The organism is Synechococcus sp. A18-25c (assembly GCF_014280035.1).
Taxonomy (GTDB): Bacteria; Cyanobacteriota; Cyanobacteriia; order PCC-6307; family Cyanobiaceae; genus Synechococcus_C.
Genome location: NZ_CP047957.1, coordinates 1,643,001 through 1,667,562 on the forward strand (window position 1 = coordinate 1,643,001; position 24,562 = coordinate 1,667,562).

Genomic DNA, 24,562 nt, shown 5'->3' on the forward strand with positions numbered 1-24,562 from the left:
GGGTCGCAGCCCCAGCCTGTGCCCAATGCTGCCAGAGTCCATTGCGGCAGGAGTGGACGGCCAGGCATCCAGCAGGCCATTATGAGAATGATTCTCGCTCCCAGGTCAAGGTTGTTCTATGGGTCAGGTGTGCCTGGTCTCAGGGCCTCCCGGATGCGGCAAAACCACATGGGTGCTGGAAACCTTGAGACAGCATCAGGGGTCATGCGCTTTCCTGCGTCTGGAAGGAGATCGTTCTGAGGGGCTGGAACAAGGTGTCGATGGCGGGATCGATCCGGCTTGGCTCAAGGATCAGATCCCTGAACTGATTTCGCTCCAGCCCTCAGAATCAGGTGAAGAGCTTCATCGTGAAGCCCAACTCACCTTGATTGAGGTTCAACAGTTTCGCGTTCCAGAAACGCTGGGCCTTGATGGCTACGGGGCCAGCGTCCGTGAGCGACTCGATGCACTCCGCCTGAAACCGGATCAGACCTTGCACTTTGGCCGAGATTCGGTGTTGCCGACTCACGACACTCTGGAGTTCAACAAACTTGAGGCCTGGCACATCAACCTCCAGCGCAGCGTTTGGGATCCCAACAGCCTCAGCAGTTTCTGGTTTGAACTCGTCAATGGGGCCTACGGCGATGTGTATCGCGCCAAAGGCTTGATGAATCTCCCAGATGGTCGCGCGTTTTTGTGCAACTGGATGGTCAGTCAACAGGAGTCACAGTTTCTGCCCTTAGACGGCATCGCTCCAGACTCCGAACGGCCGGATCGACCCTCTGCCTTGGTCGTCCAAGGCAAAGCGCTTGAACCACGCGGAATCCAAGCCACGATTGACGACTGTTTGCTGAGCGACGACGTGATGGCTCTGCAGCAACGCCACCGCCAAGAACAAATTCCCGCATCCTCAACCCAAAGCTGATTCACCATGAACCATGCAGTGATCTCCTGTTTACACGCCAACCTGGCGGCCGTTGAGGCGGTGCTCGAGGACATTGATTCTCAAGGAATTGACACGATTACCTGCCTGGGCGATCTGGTGGGCTATGGGCCACAACCCAACGAAGTGGTGGAGCTTGTGAGAGAGCGGGGGATTGCCTCCTGCCAAGGCTGCTGGGACGAAGACATCATCGATGGTTTAAATGCCTGCGAATGCAGCTATCCCTCCCAGTTGGCCGAACGCCGCGGCCACCGTGCGCATCATTGGACAGCCGCAACCCTGACGGAATCCAACAGGGCTTTTCTGGCTGAACTGCCCATGACGCTGCGCAGAGGGTCATCGCTGTTTGTTCATGGCAGTCCCAACAGCCAGCACGAATACCTACTGCCTGACATGAATGCTTTCGCCGCACTGGAACGTGTCGAAACAGCCGGGGCAGAAACCCTGTTTTGCGGGCATACCCATCAGCCCTACGTGAGAGAGCTCAGTGGCGGCAGCATCCGCGTGAGGGTTCAACAAGGCAATCAGATCCAACCGGCCATGGAACAAGAGCTCTCGTTGCCGATGCGCCGCATCGTCAACGCAGGATCCGTCGGTGAACCACGCCATGGCAGCACCAAAGCCACCTATGTCGTTCACAACGACGCCACAGGAGAGGTAGACATCCGTGAAGTGGCGTACGACGTCGACAAAACTTGCCGCGCGATTGTGGAAGCAGGACTTCCCGAGGTTTTTGCCTGGAGGCTCAGCCACGGCTTCGAGTACGCCGAACGAGCCGACGATGCCAGCCACGTGTGTGAGCGCTAATGGAACGCTGGGCACTGGTGAGTGGTTTGAACGGAGACCTTGATCTCTATGAGCGAATCCAACGTGATCTCAAACGTCAGCGTGACGTTGCCAGCTTGTTTGTGTTGGGTGACCTGGTGGGAGCTTGCACCTCTTGCAATGCCCTACTGGATCGGTTGAGGCGACCCAAGCCAGGTGATCTCACACCGGACTGCGTTTATGGCTGGAGAGACGACCAGTTGTTGGCTGAATGCGGGTACCGCGGTGAGCGCAAGGCCGATGCTCTGAGACAAAACGAGGGGGAGGCATCACTCGCCAACTTGTTGGCAGCCGTGGATCCCGACCATCTCGGTTGGCTGGCATCGCTGCAATTCGGATTCATCGAACTCGACTGTGCGCTCATCCACGGCAGCTCAGCCGATGTTGCTGATCGCCTAACGGAGACCACTTCCCCGCTGATCCTGATGGATCGGCTTACACGCCTCGACGTCAACCGTCTTTTTACGGCCCGCAGCGGTCGCCAATTCCGGCTGGAACTGACCGGCGGCGAGATTCGCTCCAAAGTGACCGATCACAGCGGTGAGCACCAGGCCGCACAGGCCGTGCCGAAGCGCAGCGTGATCGGCATCGGTGAAGGCGATCACTACACCCTCTACGACCCAGCCACGGATCACCTGACGTTCCTCGATCTCAGCAAGAGTCGCGGTCAACGCAAACGAGGGTTTGGTTAAGCCAAACTCGAAGAACAGCCAACGGCTCAAGCGTCACTCCAAGGAGCCATGCTGAGTTTTCATCCCCTGCCCTATGGACACCAGGACGCAGCCATCGACAGCGCGAGTCAACACACAGACCAGTGTGTATTCGCTGCTGGCTGCTCTTAGCTGCTTCAGTCTGATCTCAATTGCCATCCTGCTGATTCCCCAGGCGGTGAAAACCCACCGTTACAACCGGTGTGTGAACGTCCAAATCGACATGCGGGCGGCCATCAATCCCCAGGGTCAGCGCAGCCCAGGCAAAATGAATTATCTGAAAGCCGTCGAACACTGCGAAGGCTTGTAGATCACGGAGTCGAGATCATGGCTTTCTGCACACTGGTCGTCTCGCTAATCGTCCTGCTTTTAAGCAGCTCTCCAGGCCAGACCCATGGCAGAGGCATGTATGCCACGCAAGTCGAAGCTCAACAGAGAGCTGATCAGCTGGGGTGCAGCACCACGCATCAAAACAACAACCGCTGGATGCCCTGTGCCAATGAACAGGAGCTGCACCAGCAGCTACGGAAGCAATGAAACCAAGAGCAGCCTCTCAACGACAAGCACGACGGCTGCATCGCTGGCTTGTTCCGATCGCAGCCTTACCGCTCTTGATCACCGCTAGCACGGGATCCCTCTACAGCCTGTTGTTAGAGCAGGGGGTTGACGCTTTCTGGTTACTGAAGCTGCACACGGGCCGGTTCGGTTGGATCAATCTCCAACCGGTGTATCCCATCCTGCTTGGAGCCCTCACCATCGTGGTGACTGCGTCAGGCCTCGCCATGTTGTTAAAGCCGCAGCGTTGACGTTGCATTGCGGCTTCGATCTCAGTAGCGATCAAACACCGACAGGTTGCCGTCAAGGGCGATGGCCATGACGTCAAAACGCTCGGTCTCCACTCCCTGCATCTCCATCCCTGGAGAGCCCATGGGCATGCCTGGAACCGAGAGCCCTCGAATCTCAGGACGCTCAGTCAACAACCGTTGAATCGAAGCGACGGGCACGTGTCCCTCAATGACGTAGCCCTCAACCAGAGCCGTATGACAGGACGCCACATCAGGAGCGATGCCTTGCTGCTCTTTGACACCATCCATGGCTTCCGTCACCTGGTCATCGATGCGGAACCCAGCTGCTGCAAGGTGCTCACCCCACTGGGTGCAGCAACCGCAGCTGGCTGAGCGATACACCGTGATTTCTGGACCGTCGGCATGCATCGTGTTGGGCATGGATACCGGTCCACCGCTGGTGCCATGCGCCATAACGGGCGGGGTGGACCAAAGACACGTGGACAGCAACAACGCTCCAACCCTGCCAACAGCTTGAGGAAACGACAAAGAGGTCAAGGAACGGTGCGCAGTCATGGACGCAGAAAACAGGGCCAATGTGCTTCACCATTGAAGCGAATTGATCCAATCAACAGACCACACTCAGCATGGTGGCCATCCCTCTACAGCGCCAACACACCATTCATTGACAGGGTGTGGTCCAATTTCCCTGGTATCGCTTCATGTCATGACGGAAACGACGGTTTTGGACTTCAAGCTCAGCACAACGTTTGAGAGCTATCGCACCCACATGCATGCGCCAGAGCAGCAAGCCATGTTCAAGGCGATGGGGGTCTCGATCTTCTACATCGGCGTCAGCCATGACGACCCAACCCGAGCAACCGTGATGTTTCAAGGCCCGGAAAACGTGCTCTACGACATCTTCATGGCGCCTGACACCAAACCTGTCGTCGAAGCATCAGGCCATGTGTATGACGGCACCGTCATCACCCGCTGGCTGGCTGAGTAGGAAACACAAACGGGCGGCAACGCCTGATCCAACGATTGAGTCATGGTTGGTCATGGGTGGGCGCTTGGCTAAGCCAGAGATTGGGATTTAAATACAGCCACGACACGGACGGCGCCCCTGGGAAGAGGGGCGTTTTTTTTGCGAGATCTCTGCTGATTCACTGGGATGAGTCGGCAATGCAGCAAGGCATTGCTACTGAGAACACAGTGAAGTGCCAGAGCATGGCTTTACCCCGCATTGTCAGCAGCATCCTTGCCATTGCCGCAACCATCACCCTCTGGGGAGGTGCCGCTGCAGCAGAGTCAGCACAATATTGCGAATCCAACGTTGGTTCTCCCGACAATCCCAAGGAGTGGAAACACGGGCTGCTGGAGGGATATCTGCCTGCGAGCTCACTGCCGAATTCGCTTGAACTGCTGCCAGCTCCACCTCAATCCGGCTCCGCTGCCAACGCGCTGGATGTCGTAGAGGCTGAAGCCACGTTTCCGTTGCGAGGCACGCCGCGCTGGGACTTAGCTGCACGCGATGCCGACCTGCATTTCCCCGCTGCGGCTTCCATTTATTCCTGCGCTTTGGGCCTTCCCATCTCCAAAGAGGAAACACCGCGTCTTTACACCTTGCTCCACCGCATGCTCACCGATGCGGGTCTAGCCACTTATCAAGCGAAAAATCACTATCAACGAGCTCGACCGTTCACGATCAACAACCAGCCCATTTGCACCCCTGAGGATGAACAGGGCCTCAGAAATGACGGGTCTTATCCATCAGGCCACACCGCAGCCGGCTGGGCTTGGGCTTTGGTGCTCAGTGAAATAACACCCGAACGTCGTGATCAATTGTTGGCACGCGGACTCGAATACGGCAGAAGTCGCAGCATCTGCAACGTGCATTGGTTCAGTGACATACAAGCCGGCCAGACCATTGGTTCGGCCGCCGTGGCACAACTCCATACCGATCCTATTTTCAGAGCCGATGTCCGCGCGGCAGCTTTAGAAGTGAAGACGTTGCGAGACCAAGGCAAGACGCCCGATGGCACCTATTGCTCCCTTGAGATCGAAGCGTTGAAGCAATAAAAGGGCATTGATAAAGAGGAACTGAAGCTTCAATCTGAGCATTTGCATCCACATGAACCAGTGCCATGACAAGGCTCCTGATTGGGATGCCCCGTTGCACAGGCATCCGAGCAGAAGTGTTGACCATCGCGCACAACAGCCGTCGAGGGCTCGACTTCACAAACGCACTTCGAACAAGCACAACACAAGGCGGTGGACATCATTCATTATCCCAATGGAAATCAATTATCACCCTCTTGTCGCCCTTGCAAAGACACAACAAAGAATCAAACCAAGCACCGAGATTCATTCTTTATTGATCCAAAGCTTGGAAACCCTCAAAAAATGGCACAGCCAAAACTCGCCACGAGAATGATTCTCATTCCTTTGTGAAACTCATCACCTGATCTACATTGGCCGAATGAAAGGATTTGGCCGCAAGATTGAGATTGCCTGGCACTACACAACGGCCACTCGATTACTTTCTTTGATCAAAACACGCGCACTCCAACCGTTTTGCATCGGCCTGGATCCGCGAACACAACCGGTGGTCTGGTTCACCAGAGCAGAGTTCTATGAACCGATGGCCTATCCCAGCTGGGCTGATGCCAATGGCATCCGTCGAACCATGGCCTCTGAGAAAGAAATTGCCGACCGATCCAACGGCCTTTTGCGCGTGGGCGTCGCCACCGATGATGCCTGCATGAAACCGCTGCGTCAGTGGCAAGAGCAACGTGACCCCGGGGCGAAAACCGCCATGGATGCAATGTTGACTGCCGCTCGAGACCTGGGATCAGATCCTGACCAAAACTGGCTGGTGAGTTTCAAACCAGTCAGCCAGAAACGCTGGCTTCACCTTCAAATTGCTTTTCCTGAAGATGTGGATGAGCAAGGTGTCAAAACTTGGAGCGAGTGGGACCTTAGGGCGCCTTACACCAAAGAACTGCTGAAACTGGATGCAGAACAGCGCGCTTCCAACGCCTGTGATGAAGGTGAATCCTGCCTTTGCTGCGAACCGAACCAGGCTTGGCAGAACAGCAACCCATGGATGCAAAACCTGGACGACATGATCAACGGAAGAGCGGAGTGAGCCTTCCGTGATCAGGCAACGATCATTGAGAGCGTTCACGCAGCACCGACGCATGAAAGTTCCAAACGTCTTGGTCTTCATGCCAGAGCTCCCAGGCCATCTCCGTTCCATCCCGCAAAACCAAACGTCCTCCAAAGCCCGCAGGAGAAGGTTGGTAGAGGTCGACCATGTCCGAAACAGGATCGCCATCGCGCGTCAGCAGCGATGCCACACGCTTACCGAGACGCCCGGATAAGTCCTGCCGAAGCTCATCAATGCCCATCAAGCAGGCGCAGAGAAATCGAGCACCAAATCGCCTAGCTCATCCCGACGAATCACGTACCCAAAACCGTCCAAGGATCCGCGCCAAACCCCAGAACCACCATCCGCCTCAGTGCAAACACTGTCTTGGACACGATGGTCGAACAGCACGCCAAAGCAATGGGCTGCCACGTTCGCGGACTGCGCTTCATCCATCTCATCCAGCTCATGGGCTTCAACGGAACAACCCTCCAACAACTCGGCGTCAATCACATTGCCCATCCCCACATCAGCAACAAGGGCTTGGAGTCCAGCGAGGCTTTCGGCGTCCAATTCAACAGACAACAAAGTGCCTGAATCCTAGTGGGAGTCAAGGATATCCAGCCAAAGCCACGGTCGTTTTGGCTGCCGAAACACCCCGAAGAGCCTTGATCAGAACTCACCTTCAAACCGTTGATCGGTCATTCGGTCATTCGGTCATTCGATTCGTGAAGCGTGACGAGCATCCAGGAGAAAGAATGAGGCCAGCAGCAAACTGTCGATGGCCACCGTGTCCTGCCGCTACACCGGCAACCTTCACTGCGAAGCCATTCACACGGCATCGGGAGCTCAGCTGAGCACTGACGCCCCGGTCGACAACCAAGGACTTGGCGAGCAGTTTTCTCCAACCGATCTGTTGGCCACCGCACTGGCCACATGCATCCTCACGATCATGGGCATCACAGCGAAAAGCAGGGGATGGTCGATTGAGGGAAGCCGGGCCGAGGTTGAGAAACGCATGACCCAGGACGGTCCGCGCCGCGTTGAAAGCCTGACGGTGCATCTGACGCTTCCCTCCGAACTCAACAGCGAACAACGCCTGTTACTGCAGCGGGTAGCCGCCCAATGCCCGGTCAAACGCAGCTTGGATCCACAGATTGAAATCAATCTGAACTGGAACTAACGGCAAACCTCGCAGAGGCAGCTGTTCATCAAGCAGCTGTTCATCAGGCAGCCACTAACCCTTGCGCCAGAGCCGATGGAACCGCTGTATCCACACTGAGAATCCGTTCTCCGAGATGCGCGCGTTGGGCACCCATGGCGCAAGCCAGGTCGATCTCGAACGGGACAAAACCTCCCTCTGGTCCGATCATCACAAGGGCTGCTCCTGGCGGTGTTTGGCTCAACGCCAGAGACGCACCATGATCAGCGAGCCAGCAGGGTCGACCAGCACAAATCAAGGGCAACTGATCCTCAACAAAAGGGCGAAAGCGCTGGTGACAATGCACCTCTGGCCGAATCGTGTCACGCGATCGCTCCAGTCCTGCCATCAGTGCGTCTTCGAGCTTGTGGTCAGCAAGCAAGGGACTCTGCCAATAACTCTTATCGACGCGGGCACTGTTGATCAGATGCAAATGCCCCACGCCGAACTCCGCAACGGTGCGCAGGATGCGTCGCAGCATTTTGGGACGGGGCAAGGCCAACACCACATCAAAGCGATGCCGCAAGGGAGGTGGATCAGAGAGCTGCACCGAAAGCACAACACCTGACGCATTGATGGCTTGAACCTGAGCACAGCCTTGGTTCCCCCCCACCAAGCCAACACGCAAAGCATCCCCAACCTGGGCGCGAAGCACGCCTCGGATATGGTCCGCACGCCGATCACTCAGACACACCAACTGATCACCGGTCCAGGCATCATCGGCGCGGAGCAAGATGAGATTCATACCGATGTCAACGACAAGCTGCATTGATGGAAGCTGAAGCGGTGCAGTTGGCCTTCAGCGATGCTCCTTGCTCAAGCCCCTGACGCAAAGCAAACACAACCCGTTTGGCAATGCGATTGAGCGTGGCATCTCTTTGGTTTGGATCACGCAGTGTCTGCTCCAGGGAACCCTCAAGCAGGCCGATTTCCAGCATGGAGACACCGCGACGAGGAGCCCCGAGCATGCCTCGATAGTCGTAGGGGTAGGCACCGAACTCTTTGGCTAAGGCTTCATCCATCACCGAAAAACCAAAGGCAACTGCAGGGATCACCCCCGGTCCAATGCCGTAGGGCGCATAAGCGTCGTAGTGGATCTCAAGTGCATATCCACCTTTCGATGCATGGTCATATCCCACCGACCAGTTGGTGCGGGGATCCTCTGCATTGCGAATCGTGCGAACACCCGGGTCGTAAAAGGTGATCTCCAGTCCTTGGCGGGTGCCCTCTGCCACCACAGCTTTTGCCGTCAGCAGGTTCCAATACAACTCATCGGTGATGCCTCTTTGCATCGGGGCTGCACCACCAACACCAACAGCCTGACCTGGAGTTCCGGAGCCATGCATGCGCTGAGAATCCGCATGTCCGGCAAGCACAAGAATCGGGACACCTTGCTTCGGCATCCGATCGCCGCTCCAGTTTTTGCCTCGGCCGGGAATGCGTGGCACCGGTGGCAGCTGAGGAACCAACCGCTGTTCGCTGGCGGGTTTCATGCTGTCGAGCAACTCCAAGAGACCAGCCGCTGAGACAGGCATGGCCACGAGCACGACGAGCCCAAACAACAGGCCAATGCGTTGCATGAGAATCGAGATGCGTGATCCATCGTGCCTGGAAGCAACCCGTCCGTCACCCTGGTCGCACGCCACAGCTAAGCCAAGGCCAACCCTTGCTAAGCAGAAAGAAACGACAACCCAACACGCCATGGCCGAGACCATCAGCTTGCTCACCGCTTGGCGCTGGCCCGCTGCCGTGATCCTCTCAACTCTGGTGGCCAGCAGAGCCGTGATTGCGGTGGCACGTTGTGGAATCCGCGTTGAAATTTTCACGCGTCAACCAATCCTGGTTGGCACCGGACGCGCTCCCCTAAGAGCTGAAGTCGGGAAAGTGCGGATTTAGCTCTCGTCTAACGCACGGACGGACCTTTCAGGTGAGCTCAAGGGCAGGCCGCCACACCCTCAGCAACAGCCGACCAGGATCAGCCCCGACCGCACTTGCACTGTCCGCCTTTCCACTTCGAGCACTTGGACTTTTTGCACCCTTTCTTCTTTTGGGGCTCGGATACCGGCACGTCTCGCCTTACTGCGAATGCGTCTCATTCTACAGCGCTAATCCCAGAGAAACGACAAGCCAACAGGGAATTCGAGCACCAACGAAACATTTGATACCAGGCAAAGTCTGCCCTGTAGCAGCCACTCGGCCGCCCCTGCGATCAGGCCAACAGACACCAGACCGACACCGCCATCGGCGAACAGCATCCCGCCGATCAGCTGAGCGAACAACGCATCGGGCCCCAGGCACGACGAGCCACTTCAGCCAGGAATGCCACAGACATCGGATCCAAGCTCGTGTGTTGTTGGATCCCTGCGACAGATCGCTGCAGCTCTCCGACCCTCACGGCTAGGGCACGCTGCTCAGCCCTAAGACGGTCAACAAGACAGTGGCTCAGGGCATGGCCGCACTGATGCTCAATCTGAAGATGGCGACGGCGACACTGATCAAGGTCACGGCAAAGCGAAACCATCAAATTTGCACCGCCTGATCGATCAATCGACATCAGAGGTGCGAGAACGGAGCCGAATTGATCATGTCGACCGAGAAATTCATGGCGAACTCACCGCCCGAACAATTCATTTCATCGAGATTTCGCCACTTCGACACCTGACGAGTTGTGGTCACTCGCGTCGCACCGATGAGTTCTCCAAGACGGTCATGGGTGAGACGAAATGGCAGCTGGAAGCAATCACTGCAGCGCTTTCCCAGCCGATTGACCAACAGAGCAAAGAGTGCATGAAGACGCTTTTCGGCCTGGCCATAGTGACGAATGCGCAGCAGCTGAAGCGTCCACTCATTCACAGCGTCCATCCCGACCTCTTCGTCGGAAGCAGACCTGCGAGCAAGACGCAGATCCGTCAAAGCCTCCACACAGATGCCCTCACTACAGAGACGATCGGTACGCAGCCGGTCTCCAGCCTGAAGAAACGCCAAGGTCATGCCCTCGGTGTCCTCGCAGGGGCAGTACACCCGACAGAACCCCTCATGAATTTCAAGAATGCTGCCCTGTCCCGCCGATGCCGGATCAATCAGCACGGTCTGATGCCGCGGCATGGTCATTAATGCCACGGGGGCATCAGGCAGAAATCGGTAAGCCGAGAGGGTCATGGATGGCAGGCATCCTGCTATTGAGAATCGAGTGCAACTATAGAGGGAAAACGCGACTTGCTGCAAGCGATTCTCAGCAGCAGTATCAATAAGCGTGCAGACCTGTGCCTGGGAGGGCCGTCAAACGCCTGGTCGGACCTGGGGCAAAAATCTCCAAATGCAAGTCTTCAACGGGGATGCAAGCGATCAAACCCTTGTGACTGCACGGTCACACCCGATCCACTCTCAACCTTTCAAGGTCAGAGAATCGAAACGCTCCGCACACGCTTCACAAGTGCTTGAGCCTCCAAAGCCCCGATCAATGCCCGACCAAAGAGTGCTGCTCCACCATTGATTCTCAACAGCGACCAGGCCATAGCAACAGGAGCGATCGTCATGACCCAAGAAACACCAGCTCTGCAAATCATGCGTCAGCCCGCCATAGAAGGGGCCATGAGCTGATCGAATCAGGCCATCCAACAGACTCCAAAACCATTTGAAATGGTGCAAACAGGATTGTCAGCAGTGAAAGAATCTATAAAAACTCATCGATCAACATTTCAACGCCAAATTCTATTCATCTCTTGAGCCAGAAATAAAGAATCCTGGGAAATCAAGGCTGCAATGAAGACAGCCAGCAATCGTGATGAAAGTGAAAATTAGAGTGCACACCCAAGCCATCGTGCTACAAAGGTGTGTCTGGTTTCAGCGGGGATCAGCCGCTGATGGAAACGGGGAAAGCGCGGTGAAAATCCGTCACTGTCCCGCAGCTGTAAAGCTCCCCCACAGGTGGAGAAAGTCAGAACGCCCGCCAGGAATACAACCCGACGAGGATCGACTTGCTCTCTTTGCATACACCCAGGCCCTTGATGAAGGCCAGCGCCATCGCACTCCCTGTTGTGCTGGCTGCATCACTCGCCGCTCCCGCAAGCGCTCATCACCCCTTCGGCATGGGTGACAGTGCCAACCTCTCGGCTTGGCAAGGGCTGCTGAGCGGCATTGGTCATCCCCTGCTGGGCCCAGACCACCTGCTGTTTCTGCTGGCCATTGCCTTCATTGGCCTGAAGCGCCCTCTGGCCTGGGTGCTGCCCCTCCTCGCCGTGGGCCTATTCGGCAGTGTGCTCTCGCAATTCATTCCCCTTCCTGATGCCATCGCACCCTGGGCAGAAGCCCTGGTGTCCCTGAGTCTTGCCGCGGAGGGCCTGATTGCACTGACGGTGCTTTCCGCAGCATGGCTGCTGCCGCTGATTGCCATGCACGGCTTCCTGCTTGGCAGCACGATTGTGGGGGCCGAAGCCACACCCCTCACCACGTATTTCCTCGGACTTCTTCTTGGTCAGGGCGCTCTGCTGCTTCTGGTCACCGTTTGGTCGAAGGGGCTCATTGAGCGCTTGGGGGTCCAAGGTCAACGCCTTGGCGCAGGCATCTGGATTGGAATTGGCTTGGCGTTTTCCTGGGTTGCTCTCGTCGACTGACGATCAACAACATCCAACGGGTCGGAGAACACTCAAGAGTCCTGCCAACGGGTGTTGGCAGGACCTTTTTTGCGACCGACGCGCCTTCCAAATAATTCGAATCGTCGGCCATTGGCCAACGCCTCTGTTGCTTGAAGAGCAAAGGCATCCGTCATGCCACTTCCTGGGTGGCCCCTGAACAATGAATGCTGAACACTTGCATCCACACACCAGGGCTAGAAGCATTCAAAAAGCAACCCTTAAAACCGAGTCAGACAGAGCAGACAAAATCCTTCCAGAAACCTAACAAACATCCACAAAAAACCTCGATCAGCCCCATGAAGAGGTCAATCGAGGTCGCATCTCCTTAAGCAGTTGAGTGACTTAAAAGGTCACGGGCAACTTAATCACCGAATCCAAAACATGGCAACAATCAGAATGCGATCGTGACGCCTGTTCCTACGTGGTGCTGGAAGCCAACGCCCCATCCGGATCCACCCTCAGTGCTATAAACGGGCTCCCAATGGGCGAAGAGAACCACATTTTCAGCCACTGGATATTCCAACTCAATCTCACCACCCCAGTCCGTGCGCTGAGACAATCCTGAATAATCACCGGGGATGTAAAAGCGAGGACCACCGGACAGGGTGATGTTCAGAAGGTCAATATTGAAGCCAAAACCAGGCCATAGGTCGGTGTAGTTGCCGATGTAGGTGCCATCCGATTCCCAACCCGTGCGGTTTTCAACGGAGACGAAAACACCGTCAATCACATCCTGCAGTCCATCACCCAAAGCGAAATTCACATCGCCATCGCCAAAGGCGTAGACCACCTTGGCACCCACCTCATTTTTCAGACCGGTGCCAAAATCTTCGCCTTCGCCAGTGACGTAGTAAGGCATCCAGGCGAGCGATAACTCCAATCGTTCGTTGGGTTGATAACGGGCTTGGAGATACCCCTTGATGTCCGTGCGACGGAACGGAGCCCCGGATCCATGGCCATGGCCTGCATGACCCGCGTGGTCGTCATGGCCTTCATGGCCTTCGTCATGATCCTCGTGATCATCATGCGCTTCCGCATGATCTTCATGCTCGTCGTGATCGTCATGGCCTTCATGATCGCCATGTTCTTCCGCATGGTCTTCATGATCTTCGTGATCATCCGCATGATCCTCATGCTCCTCGTGATCATCGTGGCCTTCGTGATCACCGCTGCCTTCGTGAGCATCGTGATCACCGGATTCCACATGCACACGGCCATAGAAATGTTCAGCCTCTCCCCACACAAGCGCAGGCCCGAGAGACGCTTCAATAGCGAAACTCCCCTCATTGGGAAGCCCCCACTCCAACACCACACCGAATTGTCCGTCGATGCCGTAATGCTCAGGATGCCCCTCGAGATTGTTCTCAAAACCTCCATGCCCCTCAATGGTGATCACAGGGATGGCACGAAACTCTCCGGGGGGCAAAGGCTCTTCGCCGCCGGCGGACCCATGGGCACGAACCTGCTGGAGAGCTGAGTCTCCGGCTGCAAGCAACGCCAGAAAAGAGACTACTTTCAGCAACTTGAACTTGAAGCTGTTCATCACAAAAGACGGGGAGAATTGATGGGTTTAAAAGTGCTCTTCAGTCAGCGAATCGCGGACCAACGCTGTTGAAGCTGCGCGGCAGCTTGCTGGTCACAGCGGCCTCCCTGGGCCACCACAAAGGTGCAGACATTGCTGGTTGCCGTTTGGATCAGGCTTTTGCCGGGGGCCAGGCCGTCAGCCACCAACGCTGTGCTCGCCAAGGGAATGCCGCTGGCACGACTGATGCGCCGCATGGTTTTCGAAGGAGGCAGGGATTCCGGAAAAATCACCTTGGTTCCCGAAGCTTTGATCGCTTTGCTGATGTCGTTCAAGCTGGAGGGGCGCATGCGCCCACCTGTGGCGTACTCATCGATCACTGGCAGCTCACGAATGCCATAGCGGTTCGAAAGAAACGAATAGGCACGGTGCCCCGTGACCAGAACCCTCTGGGGCTCGGGAACCGTTGCGACCTGTTGGGCCGTCCAACTCCCCAGAGAGTTCAACACCCCAGCCATGGCCGTACGCCGCTGGTTGATCGCAGCAAATTGCTGGTCGCTGAACAAGGGCTTGAACTTGAGCACGCTGACGTTGGCCATCGCCGCGACATTGGCCGGGTCGTGCCACAGATGGGGATCGTTTTGAGGATTGCTGGGCAGAGCGATCTCACCCAACGACACCACGGGACCACCCGCTTTGACGCCTTTCAGTGCCGGCGTGAGGCCATAACCATTGAGCAGCACCAGATTGGCTTTCCCCAGGTTGGTGCGGTCTGCAGGACGCAAGGCCAGGGTGTGGGGATCTGCTCCAGCTGGGATCAAGCAGATCACCTTGGCGTCGTTCGCCACCAACTTCTTGGTGAGATCGCAAAGGATGCCATCCGCGGCAACGATGGTGGGGGTGGAGGTCGCCGCTGCCAGCAGCACCCCCGCCGCTGAGGGAATGAGCGCGACAGACATGAGAATGATTTTCACTCCTGAAATGATAATCATTCTCACGTCGCCGTCCAGCGAATTATGAATTCGCTGGCCTGAGGCGCGGAAGGCTGAGCAGCAGCATGCAAACCACGCCGATCAGAGGCCCTGGAGGCAAATTCAGCGGCACAGCCAACAAAAAACCAACGGCGCTCAACGCCAATCCCACCAACGCCGACTGCACCATCGCGGCCCGCAGACTGCTCACCCTCGAGAGTCCTGGCAACACTGGGGCACACAACAGACCGATCACGAGAATCACGCCCACGGCGGCCATGGCGCTGACAATCACCATGGAGGTCACCAGCGCCTGCACCAACTGCAGGGTCTTCACCGGCAAACCAACTGCAACAGCTCCGTCAGGATCCACTCCAACAAACACCAGCTGGGAGTAACGGGTGATCAGCAGCAGCAACAACGCCGCCGCAGCCACCAACACCCGCGTCAAGTCATACCAATCGACGATCAGCAGATCACCAAACAGCAGAGCTTCAAGATCAAGGCGCAGGTCCAGCACTGGGATCAACAGCACCCCAAGACCCAAGAAACCGGCAAGCACGGTGTTGATCACAGCTTCCTGTCCAGCCGGTTGCGATCGCTGCAAGCGCTCAGACATCAAGGACCCCAACAAACCACTGATCACTCCGCCAATGGCAGGGTCAATTCCCATCGCAACAGCGACCGCAACACCAGGCAGAACAGCGTGAGAAATCAAATTGGCCTGCAGCACGCGCCGCTGCGTGACCAACAAGGTGCCGGTGACGGGACACACAATCCCCACAAGCAAGGCCATCAGCAACGGGATCAGCCAGAGATCAAGCGCAGTCATGGCATTGCGCTCCTGGATTGATCTGCTGGCCCAGCAACTGGCGCACTTGTCCAGGGGGTCCATCGGCCAGCACACGGCCATCCAGAACGATCACCCGGTCGTAGTGATCCAAGGCCGTGCCCCAGTCATGACTGCTGACAAGGAGGGTATGCCCCGCATCGGCAAGCTGACGCATGAGTGAGAGCAACTGATCGCGCGTTGGCGGATCAATGGCCGCACAGGGTTCATCCAACAGCAGCACACGCGAGGGCTGCACGAGCGTCCTTGCAAGAAGGGCCCGTTGCTGCTGGCCTCCAGAAAGTGCATCCAAACGTCGGCCGGCCAAAGCCCCCAGACCGACCCGTTGCAACGCCGCATCACGATCGCAACACCCAAACGATCGACGCGACATCGCTCCTAACGCCACGAACTCCCGGACGGAGATGGGAAACGACCAATCGATCCGACCGCGCTGAGGCATCAACACCACCCGATCGCGGCACCCCTGAATCGGCATCCCATCACAGGCAACCTGTCCAGCAGTCGGGGTGAGACGTCCTTGCAGCAAGTGCAGCAACGTGGACTTCCCGGCCCCATTGGCACCAACCAGCGCAGTCAGCGTGCCGCTTTGAAGCGTGAGCGATACATCATCAAGAACGGTGCGCTCGCCGTAGGCCACGGTGAGGCCCTGCGCAACAAGGGGGTCAACCCCCATAGGAAATGAGAACGATTCCCGCTCAACCTATCGAGAGGGGGAGAAAACGTCAGTCAAGGCTCCGCCAGCCGGCAACCAACGCGCCAGTACAGCCGGCTTATTGATCACCTCAAGCTCAAGGGAGTCGGCATCGAACAAAGCCACCCGGCCTTCGGCGGAATCCGACTGTTTCACCACCGTGAGCAAACGGTTGCTCACTGGGTCGTAATCCAGTTCAGCCCCTGACGTCAGCCGCCATCCCCCCAGAGAAACACTGTTGAGTTGCTTGCCCTCGCTGTCCAGCAGCAGCAACCGATCGTCTGTGCTGCGGCCCGCTTCTCTGAGCACCACCCAAAGCCGGTCCCCTGCGGTGTTGCAGGCCGCAGCCATCACACCCGCCTCGCCCAACCACACTTCACGCGGTGGTCGGGCTGGAATCACCAGTTCAATGGATCGCCTGTAATCCGGCCAGTGACGGATCAACAGCGCTCGCCCGGAACCAGAGCAGAACGCTTTCAACTCGCGGCGTCCAGGCAAGGACTGTCGGGTGGATGGCGCATCGCGAGCATCGAGCGACAACAGTTCCAAGCCGTCGTACGACGGCATCACCAAACCACCACCATCGGGAAGCAAGCGCAAAGCACCACTGGGCTCAAGATCCAAAACACGCATCTTTTGCTCTGCCGATTGAATCCAGACGCGATCACTGCCGGGATCAAAGCCCCCCAATTGCACCAGCAGATCGCCGCGCTGATTGCTGCTGAGATGAGCAAACAACAACGCTCCCGATGCACCGGATTCGAGTTCTTCAAGGGCTCCCAGCTGCGGATCCTCCAGCCCGTTCCGCCTGGCGCTTAAGGCACGTTGATTCAACGCGCGAACTAGCACGCGTTGGCGAGCCTCCATGTCGTCACTGACCAAGGCAACACCAGCACCGTTGCCGAGCGGTTCAATCTGAAGGATGGTCTCTTGCGCAGGGGCCAGGGCCTGCCACTGCCCGTCTCGCAATTGCATTTGCAAGCTTTCACCGTCCTCCGAAGGCACCACAGCAAGGAGATGCGGTCGGGGGTCCCACCAGAGTTGCTGGGGCGGCAACGCCAGTTGCCTGAGGTCCCGGCCCAGCACGTTCAAACGCAAGGGACTCTGCAGCGCCTGCCCAGGAGCGACGAGCAGCCTCAGCCGGTCCTGCACGCCAAACCAGCGGTGAGCGACATCAGGGAGCAACCCACTCTGAGCAACAGACTCCGGATCCATCGGCCGGCTGAACACCACGTCCAAAGCTGCCGCTCCAGATCGAATGGGCTGAATGGCCACCGACTGCACGCGAGGCGGTCGTCGCAACAGAACTTGCTGTTGCACAACAGCCAGTGCGGAAAGAGCGGCAAGACACCCCAGCAGGAGACGAATCGGCGCTAGCGGGCGCGGTGACGTCATGGCTCGAGCGGCCTCTCTGGACGTGGAATCGCCTGGATGCTGTTGGGCTTGACCACATTCACAGGAACGCCATCCAGCTCCTGCACGATCAAGCTTCCTTCAATCGCAAGCCACTGATCCGCTTCAAAGTTGGCCTCCTCAGGCCAGAGGATGGGCATTCCAGCCGGTGTGGCATCCGCGAGGCAGCAACGCACCGTCAGGCGAGCCAATTGGGGAGGTTCACCAGGACGCTCCAACACAAAGCCACTGATGCGCACCGGGGCGCCAGCATGCAGTTCCGGATCCGGCTGGCTGCGCAGCAATCGCACCCACTCCGTCAGCGTTCGCTGTTCAGGCGGAAGGAAAAAGCTGAGTTGAGGTGCCTCCGGAAGACTGTCGGGACGGCTAGCCGCCAGGTCGCTGAAGGATGGGGCAGGAGGCATCACCAGAATCGCAACAGCCACCAAAGCCGAGAACAACCAGGCCCTAGGTGCCACAACGTCGCGTTGTCTGGTAGCCCAGCGCAACTGCACGAAGGCCAGCGCCAGCAACACCCCGCCGGCAAAGCCAACGATGGGATGAAAGGCCACATTCAGGAGAAGATCCAGTCGCCCGGAGAGGGTGCTCCACAACAGCACCCAGCCCCAAAGACCCACCACCAAAACCGGGAGCAGGGGAGAACGCAGGAATCGCGGCTGTCGTGTCATCGGAGCCATCAAGACATCACAGCTGAAGGAGATTCACCCACTGACCGATCAACAGCACCATCAGCGATGCCGATGCCGCGGCGATCGCAATGGCTCGCGGCGTCAGCAACACCGTGAACAAGCCAGCGAGCTTGAGATCCACCACAGGCCCCAGCAGCAGGAAGGCCAACAGAGCGCCGGGGGTGACCTGGGCGGCAAACCCAAGCGCCAGGAAGGCATCGACGCTCGAGCAAACCGACACCACCAAGGCCAGGAGCATCAGCGCAATCACCGACAACGTCGGTGCACTCCCAAGGGCCAGCAGCCAATTTCGCGGCAGCCAGGTCTGAACCAACGCAGCCAAGGCACTCCCTAACACCAGCAAGGTAAGGAGGCTGAGAAATTCTTTGGTGCTGTGCTGAACCAGAACGCGGGGACTGACGCCTGCAGTGTCGTCGCGTTGCTCTGGCGACACATACGCGGACCCCAACACCCCACCACGGCGCTCGAGCAGACCGACGGTGGACAGGGGCTGACTCATGCGGCGCTCCTCCAGCAAGGCCGTTTCAAGCAGCTTGGCTTCGGGCAGCAAGCCCAGGAGTGCACTTAAGAACAGCGCAATTAAAAAGGCGCCAGCGGGTCGCGCCCACAACAGCCAAGTCTTGTCAGGGAAGGCAGCCCAGGTGCTGGCCAAAACAATCGGGTTGAGGACAGGCGCCGCAAACAAAAATCCAAATCCGGTGCCCAGTGGAGCACCACTGGCCAGAAGACGTCGTGCCACGGGAACATTGCCGCATTCACAGGCCGGCAACGCGAAACCCAAAAGCGCACCCACCAGTGGAGCGAGCAAGGGATGGCGTGGGAGGCGACGCACCCAGGTCGACTGGGGGACAAGCCAGCGGGCCAGCCCAGCAATGGTCACCCCCAGCAGCAAGAAGGGAAGCGCCTCAATCAGCAGGCCTTGAAAAATGGCCCATCCGGTGGCTAGACGCGTCATGCAAGCCGAAGGATCAGCTCCAACCCTGCAGGGACTGATCTTCTACGTAGGCAGCAACGTCTTCGATTTCCTTCTCGCTCAGAATGTCAAGGAAGGCGGGCATCGCGTTGCGTCCGTAAGTCACCTGAGCAACGATCGCGGATTCATGACCCTTCAGGTAGTTGGGTAGGTAGGCCTGGAGGTCATCTTGGCGGAGGGACCGTTCGCTCTTCAGCACATTGGCGCCCCCCGCATGGCAGGCAGCGCAGTTGAGGTTGAACAGTTGACTACCACGGGTGAGATCAGCAGCCATCACCTGAACCGGAGACCAAAGGCTGATCAGAAGAGCGAGAGCAAGCGAGAGCAGGCTGCGCATGGCCATCGACATCGGTGTCCCGATTATTGGCCGAACCCTCCTTGCGCTCCAGCCATCGTCACCAACGTTGCACAAACAGCCAGCTAGAGGCGTGTCTTCTGGCCACCAGTCAGCCACTAAGGCGCGGTCTTGAAGCTTGATACAACAAAAAACCTCAATCCCTGTGCAGTCCAGGAATTGAGGCCGATTGGTGACGCTGTCGAACAAGTGTTGACGTCAGCGATTCAGTGCTCAGCGCAAGGCATCCACATGTCTCCCATCGGGTGGGCGCCTTCGCAATCGAAGTTGACAGCAGCAGCTTCGGCTGCAGAACGCGTGGGGAACATCGTTTTCTGACCCTGGGCTGTAGCAGAGGGATCCACAGTCAAGAGAGTTCCAGTGTGGTCGTCACCAGTGACGTGGTGGGCGCTCACCGACTGTGCTCCCACAAGGGTGAAAGCAGCCGCAACGGCCAAGGAGCCCCGGATGATGGCACGGTTGGACAGGAGCATCAGGCTGATCAACGAGGGGGTGATGCAACCATTGTCCACCATGGCAGCGGCCTTCGACGACTGCGATGGACTCAGCGGGCGTCGAACGGTGCAGATGAATGGTGCAGCACGATCTCAAGCTGACCATCGCGGTCGCGGAGATAGGTCAGTGTTTTCTCGACCAGCGCGCTTTGTCCATTGGAATCCGTCAGCCTGAATAGGCCCATGGTGTTCGCCGTGTTGCCCATGAGTTGGACCACATAGTTCTCCACTTGGCAGTCCACCCAATGCCGATAGGTGGCAAATCCTTGGTTGTCCCCAAAAAGGGGAATGGATTCATCAGGACCAATGAAATACGCCATTGCTCCTTCCCGTGTGGTGCGAAACGTTTCAGGGCCTGTTGTGTAGGTGGGTTTGAACGCGACAGGGCCAATGTCAAAGGCATAGGCCGTATCGATCACAGCCGCCGCCTCAACCTTCGCCGCCTTCACACCACCGGTCTGATAGGCCGCGCTGATGGTGAGCAGAGCATCACACCAACCCTGCTGAGCCTGCTCAACCTCGCTCTGAGTGATGTTTGTGTTGAAAAATTGAACGTGATCTGTCTCCGCTGTGACTGGTGCTGCAAACAAAGACGCCATGGTGATGACGCTGCCAATCCAAAAGGAACGAACCATCTGATGTTGAGAGCGAGGATGCGGTAAATCGTGGTTAGCAACAGTTCACTCAAGGGGCAACAGACGGGGCACTCATGGTGAGGAGCGACGCAAAATTCCATGCTGAGGAGCCAGCAGAAACGCCAATAAAAACAGCCCAGTTTGCACCAGCACAATGCAACCAGCTGTCGAACTATCGGTCCAATAGCTCACATACACACCAATCAAACTGGACAAAACACTGCTGCCGATGGCGAGCCAGGTCATCCGATCAAAGCGATCCGTGAGCAGGTAAGCCGTCGCGCCTGGAGTCACCAGCATGGCCACCACCAGAATGATGCCTACGGTCTGCAAACCAGCCACGGCAGCAAGGGACAGCACGGACAGCAAGAGGTAGTGAAGAAAACCTGTGTTGATCCCGATCGAGCGTGCGTGGGTGGGATCGAAACAGAACAGCAAGAGGTCTCGCCGGAAAAGCAACAACATCGCCACGACGGCGGAGCAGATCCACCAGGTCTGACTGATGTCTGCCGCTGAGATGCCCAACACGTTTCCGAACAGCACGTGGGTGAGATCAATGTTGCTGCGGGTCTTGGAGACCAACACCAACCCCAGCGCGAAAAAGCCTGTGAAGACCAGGCCGATCACGGTGTCTTCCTTGATCCGCGATTTCTGCTTCACAAAACCGATGGTTGCCACCGAACCGACACCGAACACGAAGGCACCGAGGGAAAACGGCAAGCCGAGGGCATAAGCCAGCACAACCCCTGGCAGCACGGCATGGGAGACCGCATCTCCCATCAGGGCCCAACCCTTGAGGGTCATGTAACAGGAGAGCAATCCACAGACGCCACCCACCAGCGCGCTGATCAGCAGCGCACGAACCATGAAGTCATGGCGCAGCGGTTCCAGCAGCAACTCCAGCAAGTCCGAGATCTCAGCTCACCGCCATTGTCCCAGCAGCTTGCACAAAGCAGCGGCAGCGACCACGTGTGATCACACAACTGATCTTCAGTTCACTGCGGATGCCCTTGCAACAGATCAGGAGGAACACCACCGAACGCCAGCGACAGATTCTCAGGAGTGAACACCTCAGATGTCTCTCCGTAGGCCAAAACCGTCTTATTGATCAGCACAACGAGATCGCAGAAATCACGCACGTGACTGAGGTCATGGGTGGAGATCAACATCGAGCAACCTTGACTGCGGAGTTGCAAAAAAAGCTCTGCCATCAGCTTTTCAGTGCGGACGTCCACGCCATTGAAAGGTTCATCCAGCAACAACACCGAAGCACGCTGGGCAATGGCTCGGGCGAGGAAAGCGCGTTTGCGTTGTCCACCGGAGAGTGCCGCCAGAGGTCGATCGCGCAACTCGAGCAGATCAACGCGCTCAAGAGCGGCACGAACGGCGATCCGATCCGACTGCCGCGGGATTCGCAGGCAGTTCATACCGCCATAGCGACCCATCATCACCACATCCCAGACGGAGACGGGGAAATCACAGTCGATCCCCTCGCTTTGGGGCACATAGGCAACCGCTTGCTCCCGTTGCGCTGCCGCCACCTTGGCCCCATTGATGCGAATCCGTCCTCGGGATGGACGCACAAAACCGGTAAGGGCCTTGAACAATGTCGATTTCCCGGCGCCATTCATGCCAACCAACCCACAGATGCAACCAGCAGGAAGGGTCAGGGAGGCGTCGTAAAGCGCAACGGTGCCGTTGTAGTCAACGCAAACCTGCTCTGCTGCGATCCGGATCGTCATGGGGTTGGATCGGCGGGGGAGCCAAGACCAGCTCGAATGAGTTTCACATTGTGGCGATGCAGATCGAGGAGGGTGGGGGCTGGACCGTTGTCATCTGACAAGGAATCGACAAAGAAACTGCCACCAAAGCGGCTTCCGGCTGCTCGAGCAACTTCACGTTGCGGCTGATCGCTCACTGTGGTTTCGCAGAACACCGCTGGCACCTGATCCTGTCTAACGCGATTAATCAGTCTGGCCATCCGGCGTGGCGTGATTTGGCTTTCCGCATTGACGGGCCAGAGATAGGCCTCTTGCAGACCGTAATCGCGCGCGAGGTAGCTCAGAGCACCCTCGCAGCTGACCAGCAACCGTTGGCCTTCAGGCAAGGTTGCCAAGCTCTGGCGCAACTCCTCATCCAGCTTTCGCAGGCTGGCCTTGTAGGCCTCAGCGTTGCTCTGATACGCCTCACTGCCCTCAGGATCCAATTCAGAAAAGGCCAGCACAAGCTGATCGACGTAGTGCTGGGCCGTCTTGGGCGACATCCAGGCATGGGGGTTGGGGCGCCCCGCGTAAGCGTCCTCCTCGATCAAGAGAGGCTGTAGTCCATTGGTCAGCGTCACGGTCGGAACCTGGCCGGCAGCAGCTGTAAAACGCTTGGCCCAGAGTTCCAACCCCAACCCGTTCTCAACGATCAGGTCAGCGCCCAATGCCCGCTCGATGTCACTGGGAGTGAATTCATATCCATGAATCTCAGCACCAGGCTTTGTGATCGACTCCACCTGCAGGCGGTCGCCAGCAACATTGCTCGCCATGTCGGCAAGAATGGTGAAGGTGGTTAAAACCTTTGGGCGAGCATCCGTTGTGGCGCCACGCTCCATCGAGGACAAACGGCTCGGCCCAGAACAGGCCATCAGCAGCGCCAGCAATCCAACAGCAAGTGTGGGAAGGGGCATGTGACGCGTCGCCAAACAGTGGTGCTCCTTGGTGATTGATCAGAGAACACTAGGGAACGAACCTCGGGCTTCAGAACAGAGACCGAGATCCCATCAATCGACCGTCATACCTTGGCCGCACCATCTGCCAATCCAACAACGGGCTGCACACCAGCCATCGATCACGTACTTGGCCCAGACTTCAAACCACTTCGTGTCCGAAGTTTTGATTGTGTTGGTTCATCACTTCACCAACACAATCATGGATCGTCAGCTGAAATTAATATTGAAGCAATAAACAACACATTGAATGAAAGAGTGAACCATTGAGATCATGAGCACAATGAGAATGTAGGCAGTTCGTGTACCTGGCAAAGCAGTATCAAACTCGCAAACACATCCTCAAACGATCATTGATTCACCTTGGGTCAAGAAGAACTCAGTGTTTCCATTGACCTCGACCAAGCCAGCATGCAGTGTTCAAAAAATCCTTAAAGACCGGGATTATTCATTCGGCGACCCACAACCGTGAGAGCCATGATTAAGAGCACGAGCGCCACAACACCCTGACCGTCCACGCGCTCCAAGCCAGAAAGAACAAGCAGAAGACCAGGAAGCGACATGGAGACCCGCCTTAACCCTCAAATCTCATTCAATGTCGGCGCTGCCGGGAACAACTTGAAAACTGCATAGGCCCTTCACAGCTCTTCACTGGCTGGCCGTTGCTGATTGCCAAACGTGACGCAAGACCTCTAGGGCCAGCAGGCCAAGCGTCCAACACCAACTGGCACAGTGACAGTTGGCTCGCGATGGTTCCTCTGTGAGGAACCGGGTGGGCGGCATCGTCGAAACAAGGCAAGACGGCCGCTGACACACCCCAACCACCCCTGCCTTCGGCGGGGCATTTTTCTCGCAAAATCGGAAAATGACAGTTTCAAAGCGGCACACGCTAAATCTAGTGTGACGCAGGGCATCGACCAAGCATCTTGCTCGCCGAAACGCGACACCATGCCCTCCTACACACCGCCAGAGACACCAAATCTGGGGCTTGCGCGAACCCGCACACCAGACCTATTGATGGTGTG

General features: G+C 57.3%; 35 protein-coding genes and 1 riboswitch. Of the genes, 12 read left to right on the top strand and 23 right to left on the bottom strand.

The genetic code is table 11. From position 1 onward, the window contains the following. The first annotated feature begins 118 nt into the window (after positions 1-118). From SynA1825c_RS09040 to SynA1825c_RS09065, 6 genes are all read left to right on the top strand, one after another. Complete coding sequence (locus SynA1825c_RS09040) at positions 119-904, top strand: GTP-binding protein (protein WP_186469002.1); 786 nt, start codon at positions 119-121, stop codon at positions 902-904. Positions 905-910: 6 nt separating this feature from the next. After that, positions 911-1,729, top strand: coding sequence for a metallophosphoesterase (locus tag SynA1825c_RS09045; RefSeq protein WP_186469003.1), 819 nt, complete (start codon positions 911-913; stop codon positions 1,727-1,729). Continuing rightward, positions 1,729-2,439 (top strand): phosphoesterase, encoded by a 711-nt coding sequence (locus SynA1825c_RS09050; RefSeq protein WP_186469004.1) that lies wholly within the window; start codon positions 1,729-1,731, stop codon positions 2,437-2,439. Before SynA1825c_RS09045 ends, SynA1825c_RS09050 begins: the two co-directional genes overlap by 1 nt. A gap of 73 nt (positions 2,440-2,512) precedes the next feature. Then, positions 2,513-2,767, top strand: a complete 255-nt coding sequence (locus SynA1825c_RS09055) for a hypothetical protein (protein ID WP_186469005.1) — start codon at positions 2,513-2,515, stop codon at positions 2,765-2,767. 95 nt (positions 2,768-2,862) lie between these two features. After that, entirely contained in the window at positions 2,863-2,994 is a 132-nt protein-coding gene (locus SynA1825c_RS13665; RefSeq protein ID WP_255477140.1) for a DUF3721 domain-containing protein, read from the top strand. Next, positions 2,991-3,263, top strand: coding sequence for a hypothetical protein (locus SynA1825c_RS09065; protein WP_186469007.1), 273 nt, complete (start codon positions 2,991-2,993; stop codon positions 3,261-3,263). The genes SynA1825c_RS13665 and SynA1825c_RS09065 overlap by 4 nt, the downstream gene beginning before the upstream one ends. A 21-nt stretch (positions 3,264-3,284) precedes the next feature. Here the strand turns inward: SynA1825c_RS09065 and SynA1825c_RS09070 are convergent, their stop codons facing one another. After that, a complete protein-coding gene (locus SynA1825c_RS09070; protein ID WP_255476901.1) occupies positions 3,285-3,818 on the bottom strand; it encodes a DUF411 domain-containing protein in 534 nt (177 codons plus the stop codon). Between the two features lie 151 nt (positions 3,819-3,969). On the opposite strand from SynA1825c_RS09070, the gene SynA1825c_RS09075 reads away from it, so the two are divergent. After that, the gene (locus SynA1825c_RS09075; RefSeq protein ID WP_186469008.1) at positions 3,970-4,251 is read left to right on the top strand and encodes a DUF3764 family protein; all 282 of its coding nucleotides are present in this window, start codon (positions 3,970-3,972) and stop codon (positions 4,249-4,251) included. A gap of 221 nt (positions 4,252-4,472) precedes the next feature. Beyond that, a complete protein-coding gene (locus SynA1825c_RS09080) occupies positions 4,473-5,324 on the top strand; it encodes a phosphatase PAP2 family protein (RefSeq protein ID WP_255478341.1) in 852 nt (283 codons plus the stop codon). Between the two features lie 29 nt (positions 5,325-5,353). On the opposite strand, the gene SynA1825c_RS09085 is transcribed toward SynA1825c_RS09080, so the two are convergent. Beyond that, positions 5,354-5,527 carry a conjugal transfer protein TrbI gene (locus tag SynA1825c_RS09085; RefSeq protein WP_186469010.1) on the bottom strand — a complete coding sequence of 58 codons (174 nt, stop codon included), beginning with the start codon at positions 5,525-5,527 and terminating at the stop codon, positions 5,354-5,356. 197 nt (positions 5,528-5,724) lie between these two features. Here SynA1825c_RS09085 and SynA1825c_RS09090 point away from each other — a divergent pair, with 197 nt between their 5' ends. Beyond that, positions 5,725-6,393: a hypothetical protein gene (locus SynA1825c_RS09090; RefSeq protein WP_186469011.1), complete on the top strand. Its 669-nt coding sequence runs from the start codon at positions 5,725-5,727 to the stop codon at positions 6,391-6,393. A gap of 22 nt (positions 6,394-6,415) precedes the next feature. Here SynA1825c_RS09090 and SynA1825c_RS09095 read toward each other — a convergent pair whose 3' ends face one another. Together SynA1825c_RS09095 and SynA1825c_RS09100 are read right to left on the bottom strand one after the other, a co-directional pair. After that, positions 6,416-6,655 (bottom strand): hypothetical protein, encoded by a 240-nt coding sequence (locus SynA1825c_RS09095; RefSeq protein WP_186469012.1) that lies wholly within the window; start codon positions 6,653-6,655, stop codon positions 6,416-6,418. Next, positions 6,655-6,915, bottom strand: coding sequence for a hypothetical protein (locus SynA1825c_RS09100; protein ID WP_186471134.1), 261 nt, complete (start codon positions 6,913-6,915; stop codon positions 6,655-6,657). Before SynA1825c_RS09100 ends, SynA1825c_RS09095 begins: the two co-directional genes overlap by 1 nt. A 259-nt stretch (positions 6,916-7,174) precedes the next feature. Here SynA1825c_RS09100 and SynA1825c_RS09105 point away from each other — a divergent pair, with 259 nt between their 5' ends. Continuing rightward, the gene (locus tag SynA1825c_RS09105) at positions 7,175-7,576 is read left to right on the top strand and encodes an OsmC family protein (protein WP_186469013.1); all 402 of its coding nucleotides are present in this window, start codon (positions 7,175-7,177) and stop codon (positions 7,574-7,576) included. A gap of 43 nt (positions 7,577-7,619) precedes the next feature. On the opposite strand, the gene SynA1825c_RS09110 is transcribed toward SynA1825c_RS09105, so the two are convergent. Next, a complete protein-coding gene (locus SynA1825c_RS09110; protein WP_186469014.1) occupies positions 7,620-8,339 on the bottom strand; it encodes a 16S rRNA (uracil(1498)-N(3))-methyltransferase in 720 nt (239 codons plus the stop codon). 7 nt (positions 8,340-8,346) lie between these two features. Then, entirely contained in the window at positions 8,347-9,174 is an 828-nt protein-coding gene (locus tag SynA1825c_RS09115) for a dehydrogenase (RefSeq protein ID WP_186469015.1), read from the bottom strand. Between the two features lie 121 nt (positions 9,175-9,295). Between SynA1825c_RS09115 and SynA1825c_RS09120 the strand changes: the two genes are divergently transcribed. Further along, positions 9,296-9,490: a hypothetical protein gene (locus SynA1825c_RS09120; protein WP_186471135.1), complete on the top strand. Its 195-nt coding sequence runs from the start codon at positions 9,296-9,298 to the stop codon at positions 9,488-9,490. A 209-nt stretch (positions 9,491-9,699) separates the two neighbouring features. On the opposite strand, the gene SynA1825c_RS09125 is transcribed toward SynA1825c_RS09120, so the two are convergent. The 3 genes from SynA1825c_RS09125 to SynA1825c_RS09135 are packed head-to-tail and all read right to left on the bottom strand — an operon-like array spanning position 9,700 to position 10,753. Further along, positions 9,700-9,873, bottom strand: coding sequence for a hypothetical protein (locus tag SynA1825c_RS09125; protein WP_186469016.1), 174 nt, complete (start codon positions 9,871-9,873; stop codon positions 9,700-9,702). After that, entirely contained in the window at positions 9,858-10,115 is a 258-nt protein-coding gene (locus tag SynA1825c_RS09130) for a hypothetical protein (protein ID WP_186469017.1), read from the bottom strand. The genes SynA1825c_RS09125 and SynA1825c_RS09130 overlap by 16 nt, the downstream gene beginning before the upstream one ends. A gap of 32 nt (positions 10,116-10,147) precedes the next feature. Continuing rightward, positions 10,148-10,753: a Crp/Fnr family transcriptional regulator gene (locus SynA1825c_RS09135; RefSeq protein WP_255478342.1), complete on the bottom strand. Its 606-nt coding sequence runs from the start codon at positions 10,751-10,753 to the stop codon at positions 10,148-10,150. 662 nt (positions 10,754-11,415) lie between these two features. Then, positions 11,416-11,563: riboswitch (cobalamin riboswitch) on the top strand. A 119-nt stretch (positions 11,564-11,682) separates the two neighbouring features. On the opposite strand from SynA1825c_RS09135, the gene SynA1825c_RS09140 reads away from it, so the two are divergent. Further along, on the top strand, positions 11,683-12,207 hold the full coding sequence (locus SynA1825c_RS09140) for a HupE/UreJ family protein (protein WP_255477141.1): 525 nt from the start codon (positions 11,683-11,685) through the stop codon (positions 12,205-12,207). 412 nt (positions 12,208-12,619) lie between these two features. Here the strand turns inward: SynA1825c_RS09140 and SynA1825c_RS09145 are convergent, their stop codons facing one another. The 14 genes from SynA1825c_RS09145 to SynA1825c_RS13670 form a co-directional block, all read right to left on the bottom strand. After that, a complete protein-coding gene (locus tag SynA1825c_RS09145; protein ID WP_255476905.1) occupies positions 12,620-13,771 on the bottom strand; it encodes a hypothetical protein in 1,152 nt (383 codons plus the stop codon). Positions 13,772-13,815: 44 nt separating this feature from the next. After that, positions 13,816-14,709, bottom strand: a complete 894-nt coding sequence (locus SynA1825c_RS09150) for a metal ABC transporter substrate-binding protein (RefSeq protein ID WP_186469018.1) — start codon at positions 14,707-14,709, stop codon at positions 13,816-13,818. A gap of 55 nt (positions 14,710-14,764) precedes the next feature. After that, a complete protein-coding gene (locus tag SynA1825c_RS09155) occupies positions 14,765-15,553 on the bottom strand; it encodes a metal ABC transporter permease (RefSeq protein ID WP_186469019.1) in 789 nt (262 codons plus the stop codon). Beyond that, entirely contained in the window at positions 15,540-16,247 is a 708-nt protein-coding gene (locus tag SynA1825c_RS09160; protein WP_186469020.1) for a metal ABC transporter ATP-binding protein, read from the bottom strand. Before SynA1825c_RS09160 ends, SynA1825c_RS09155 begins: the two co-directional genes overlap by 14 nt. 27 nt (positions 16,248-16,274) lie before the next feature. Then, a complete protein-coding gene (locus SynA1825c_RS09165; RefSeq protein WP_186469021.1) occupies positions 16,275-17,660 on the bottom strand; it encodes a hypothetical protein in 1,386 nt (461 codons plus the stop codon). After that, the gene (locus tag SynA1825c_RS09170; RefSeq protein ID WP_186469022.1) at positions 17,657-18,346 is read right to left on the bottom strand and encodes a TIGR03943 family protein; all 690 of its coding nucleotides are present in this window, start codon (positions 18,344-18,346) and stop codon (positions 17,657-17,659) included. The genes SynA1825c_RS09165 and SynA1825c_RS09170 overlap by 4 nt, the downstream gene beginning before the upstream one ends. A 16-nt stretch (positions 18,347-18,362) precedes the next feature. Beyond that, positions 18,363-19,322 carry a permease gene (locus SynA1825c_RS09175; RefSeq protein WP_186469023.1) on the bottom strand — a complete coding sequence of 320 codons (960 nt, stop codon included), beginning with the start codon at positions 19,320-19,322 and terminating at the stop codon, positions 18,363-18,365. A 13-nt stretch (positions 19,323-19,335) separates the two neighbouring features. Further along, complete coding sequence (locus tag SynA1825c_RS09180) at positions 19,336-19,677, bottom strand: c-type cytochrome (protein WP_186469024.1); 342 nt, start codon at positions 19,675-19,677, stop codon at positions 19,336-19,338. A 224-nt stretch (positions 19,678-19,901) separates the two neighbouring features. Continuing rightward, the gene (locus tag SynA1825c_RS09185) at positions 19,902-20,168 is read right to left on the bottom strand and encodes a DUF3721 domain-containing protein (RefSeq protein WP_186469025.1); all 267 of its coding nucleotides are present in this window, start codon (positions 20,166-20,168) and stop codon (positions 19,902-19,904) included. A 71-nt stretch (positions 20,169-20,239) separates the two neighbouring features. Further along, positions 20,240-20,824: a hypothetical protein gene (locus tag SynA1825c_RS09190; protein WP_186469026.1), complete on the bottom strand. Its 585-nt coding sequence runs from the start codon at positions 20,822-20,824 to the stop codon at positions 20,240-20,242. Between the two features lie 72 nt (positions 20,825-20,896). Next, positions 20,897-21,727 (bottom strand): metal ABC transporter permease, encoded by an 831-nt coding sequence (locus SynA1825c_RS09195; protein ID WP_186471139.1) that lies wholly within the window; start codon positions 21,725-21,727, stop codon positions 20,897-20,899. A 92-nt stretch (positions 21,728-21,819) separates the two neighbouring features. Next, a complete protein-coding gene (locus SynA1825c_RS09200) occupies positions 21,820-22,560 on the bottom strand; it encodes a metal ABC transporter ATP-binding protein (protein WP_186471140.1) in 741 nt (246 codons plus the stop codon). Between the two features lie 2 nt (positions 22,561-22,562). After that, the gene (locus SynA1825c_RS09205) at positions 22,563-23,498 is read right to left on the bottom strand and encodes a metal ABC transporter substrate-binding protein (protein ID WP_186469027.1); all 936 of its coding nucleotides are present in this window, start codon (positions 23,496-23,498) and stop codon (positions 22,563-22,565) included. A gap of 470 nt (positions 23,499-23,968) precedes the next feature. Beyond that, positions 23,969-24,100, bottom strand: a complete 132-nt coding sequence (locus SynA1825c_RS13670; protein ID WP_255476906.1) for a hypothetical protein — start codon at positions 24,098-24,100, stop codon at positions 23,969-23,971. Between the last annotated feature and the right edge of the window lie 462 nt (positions 24,101-24,562).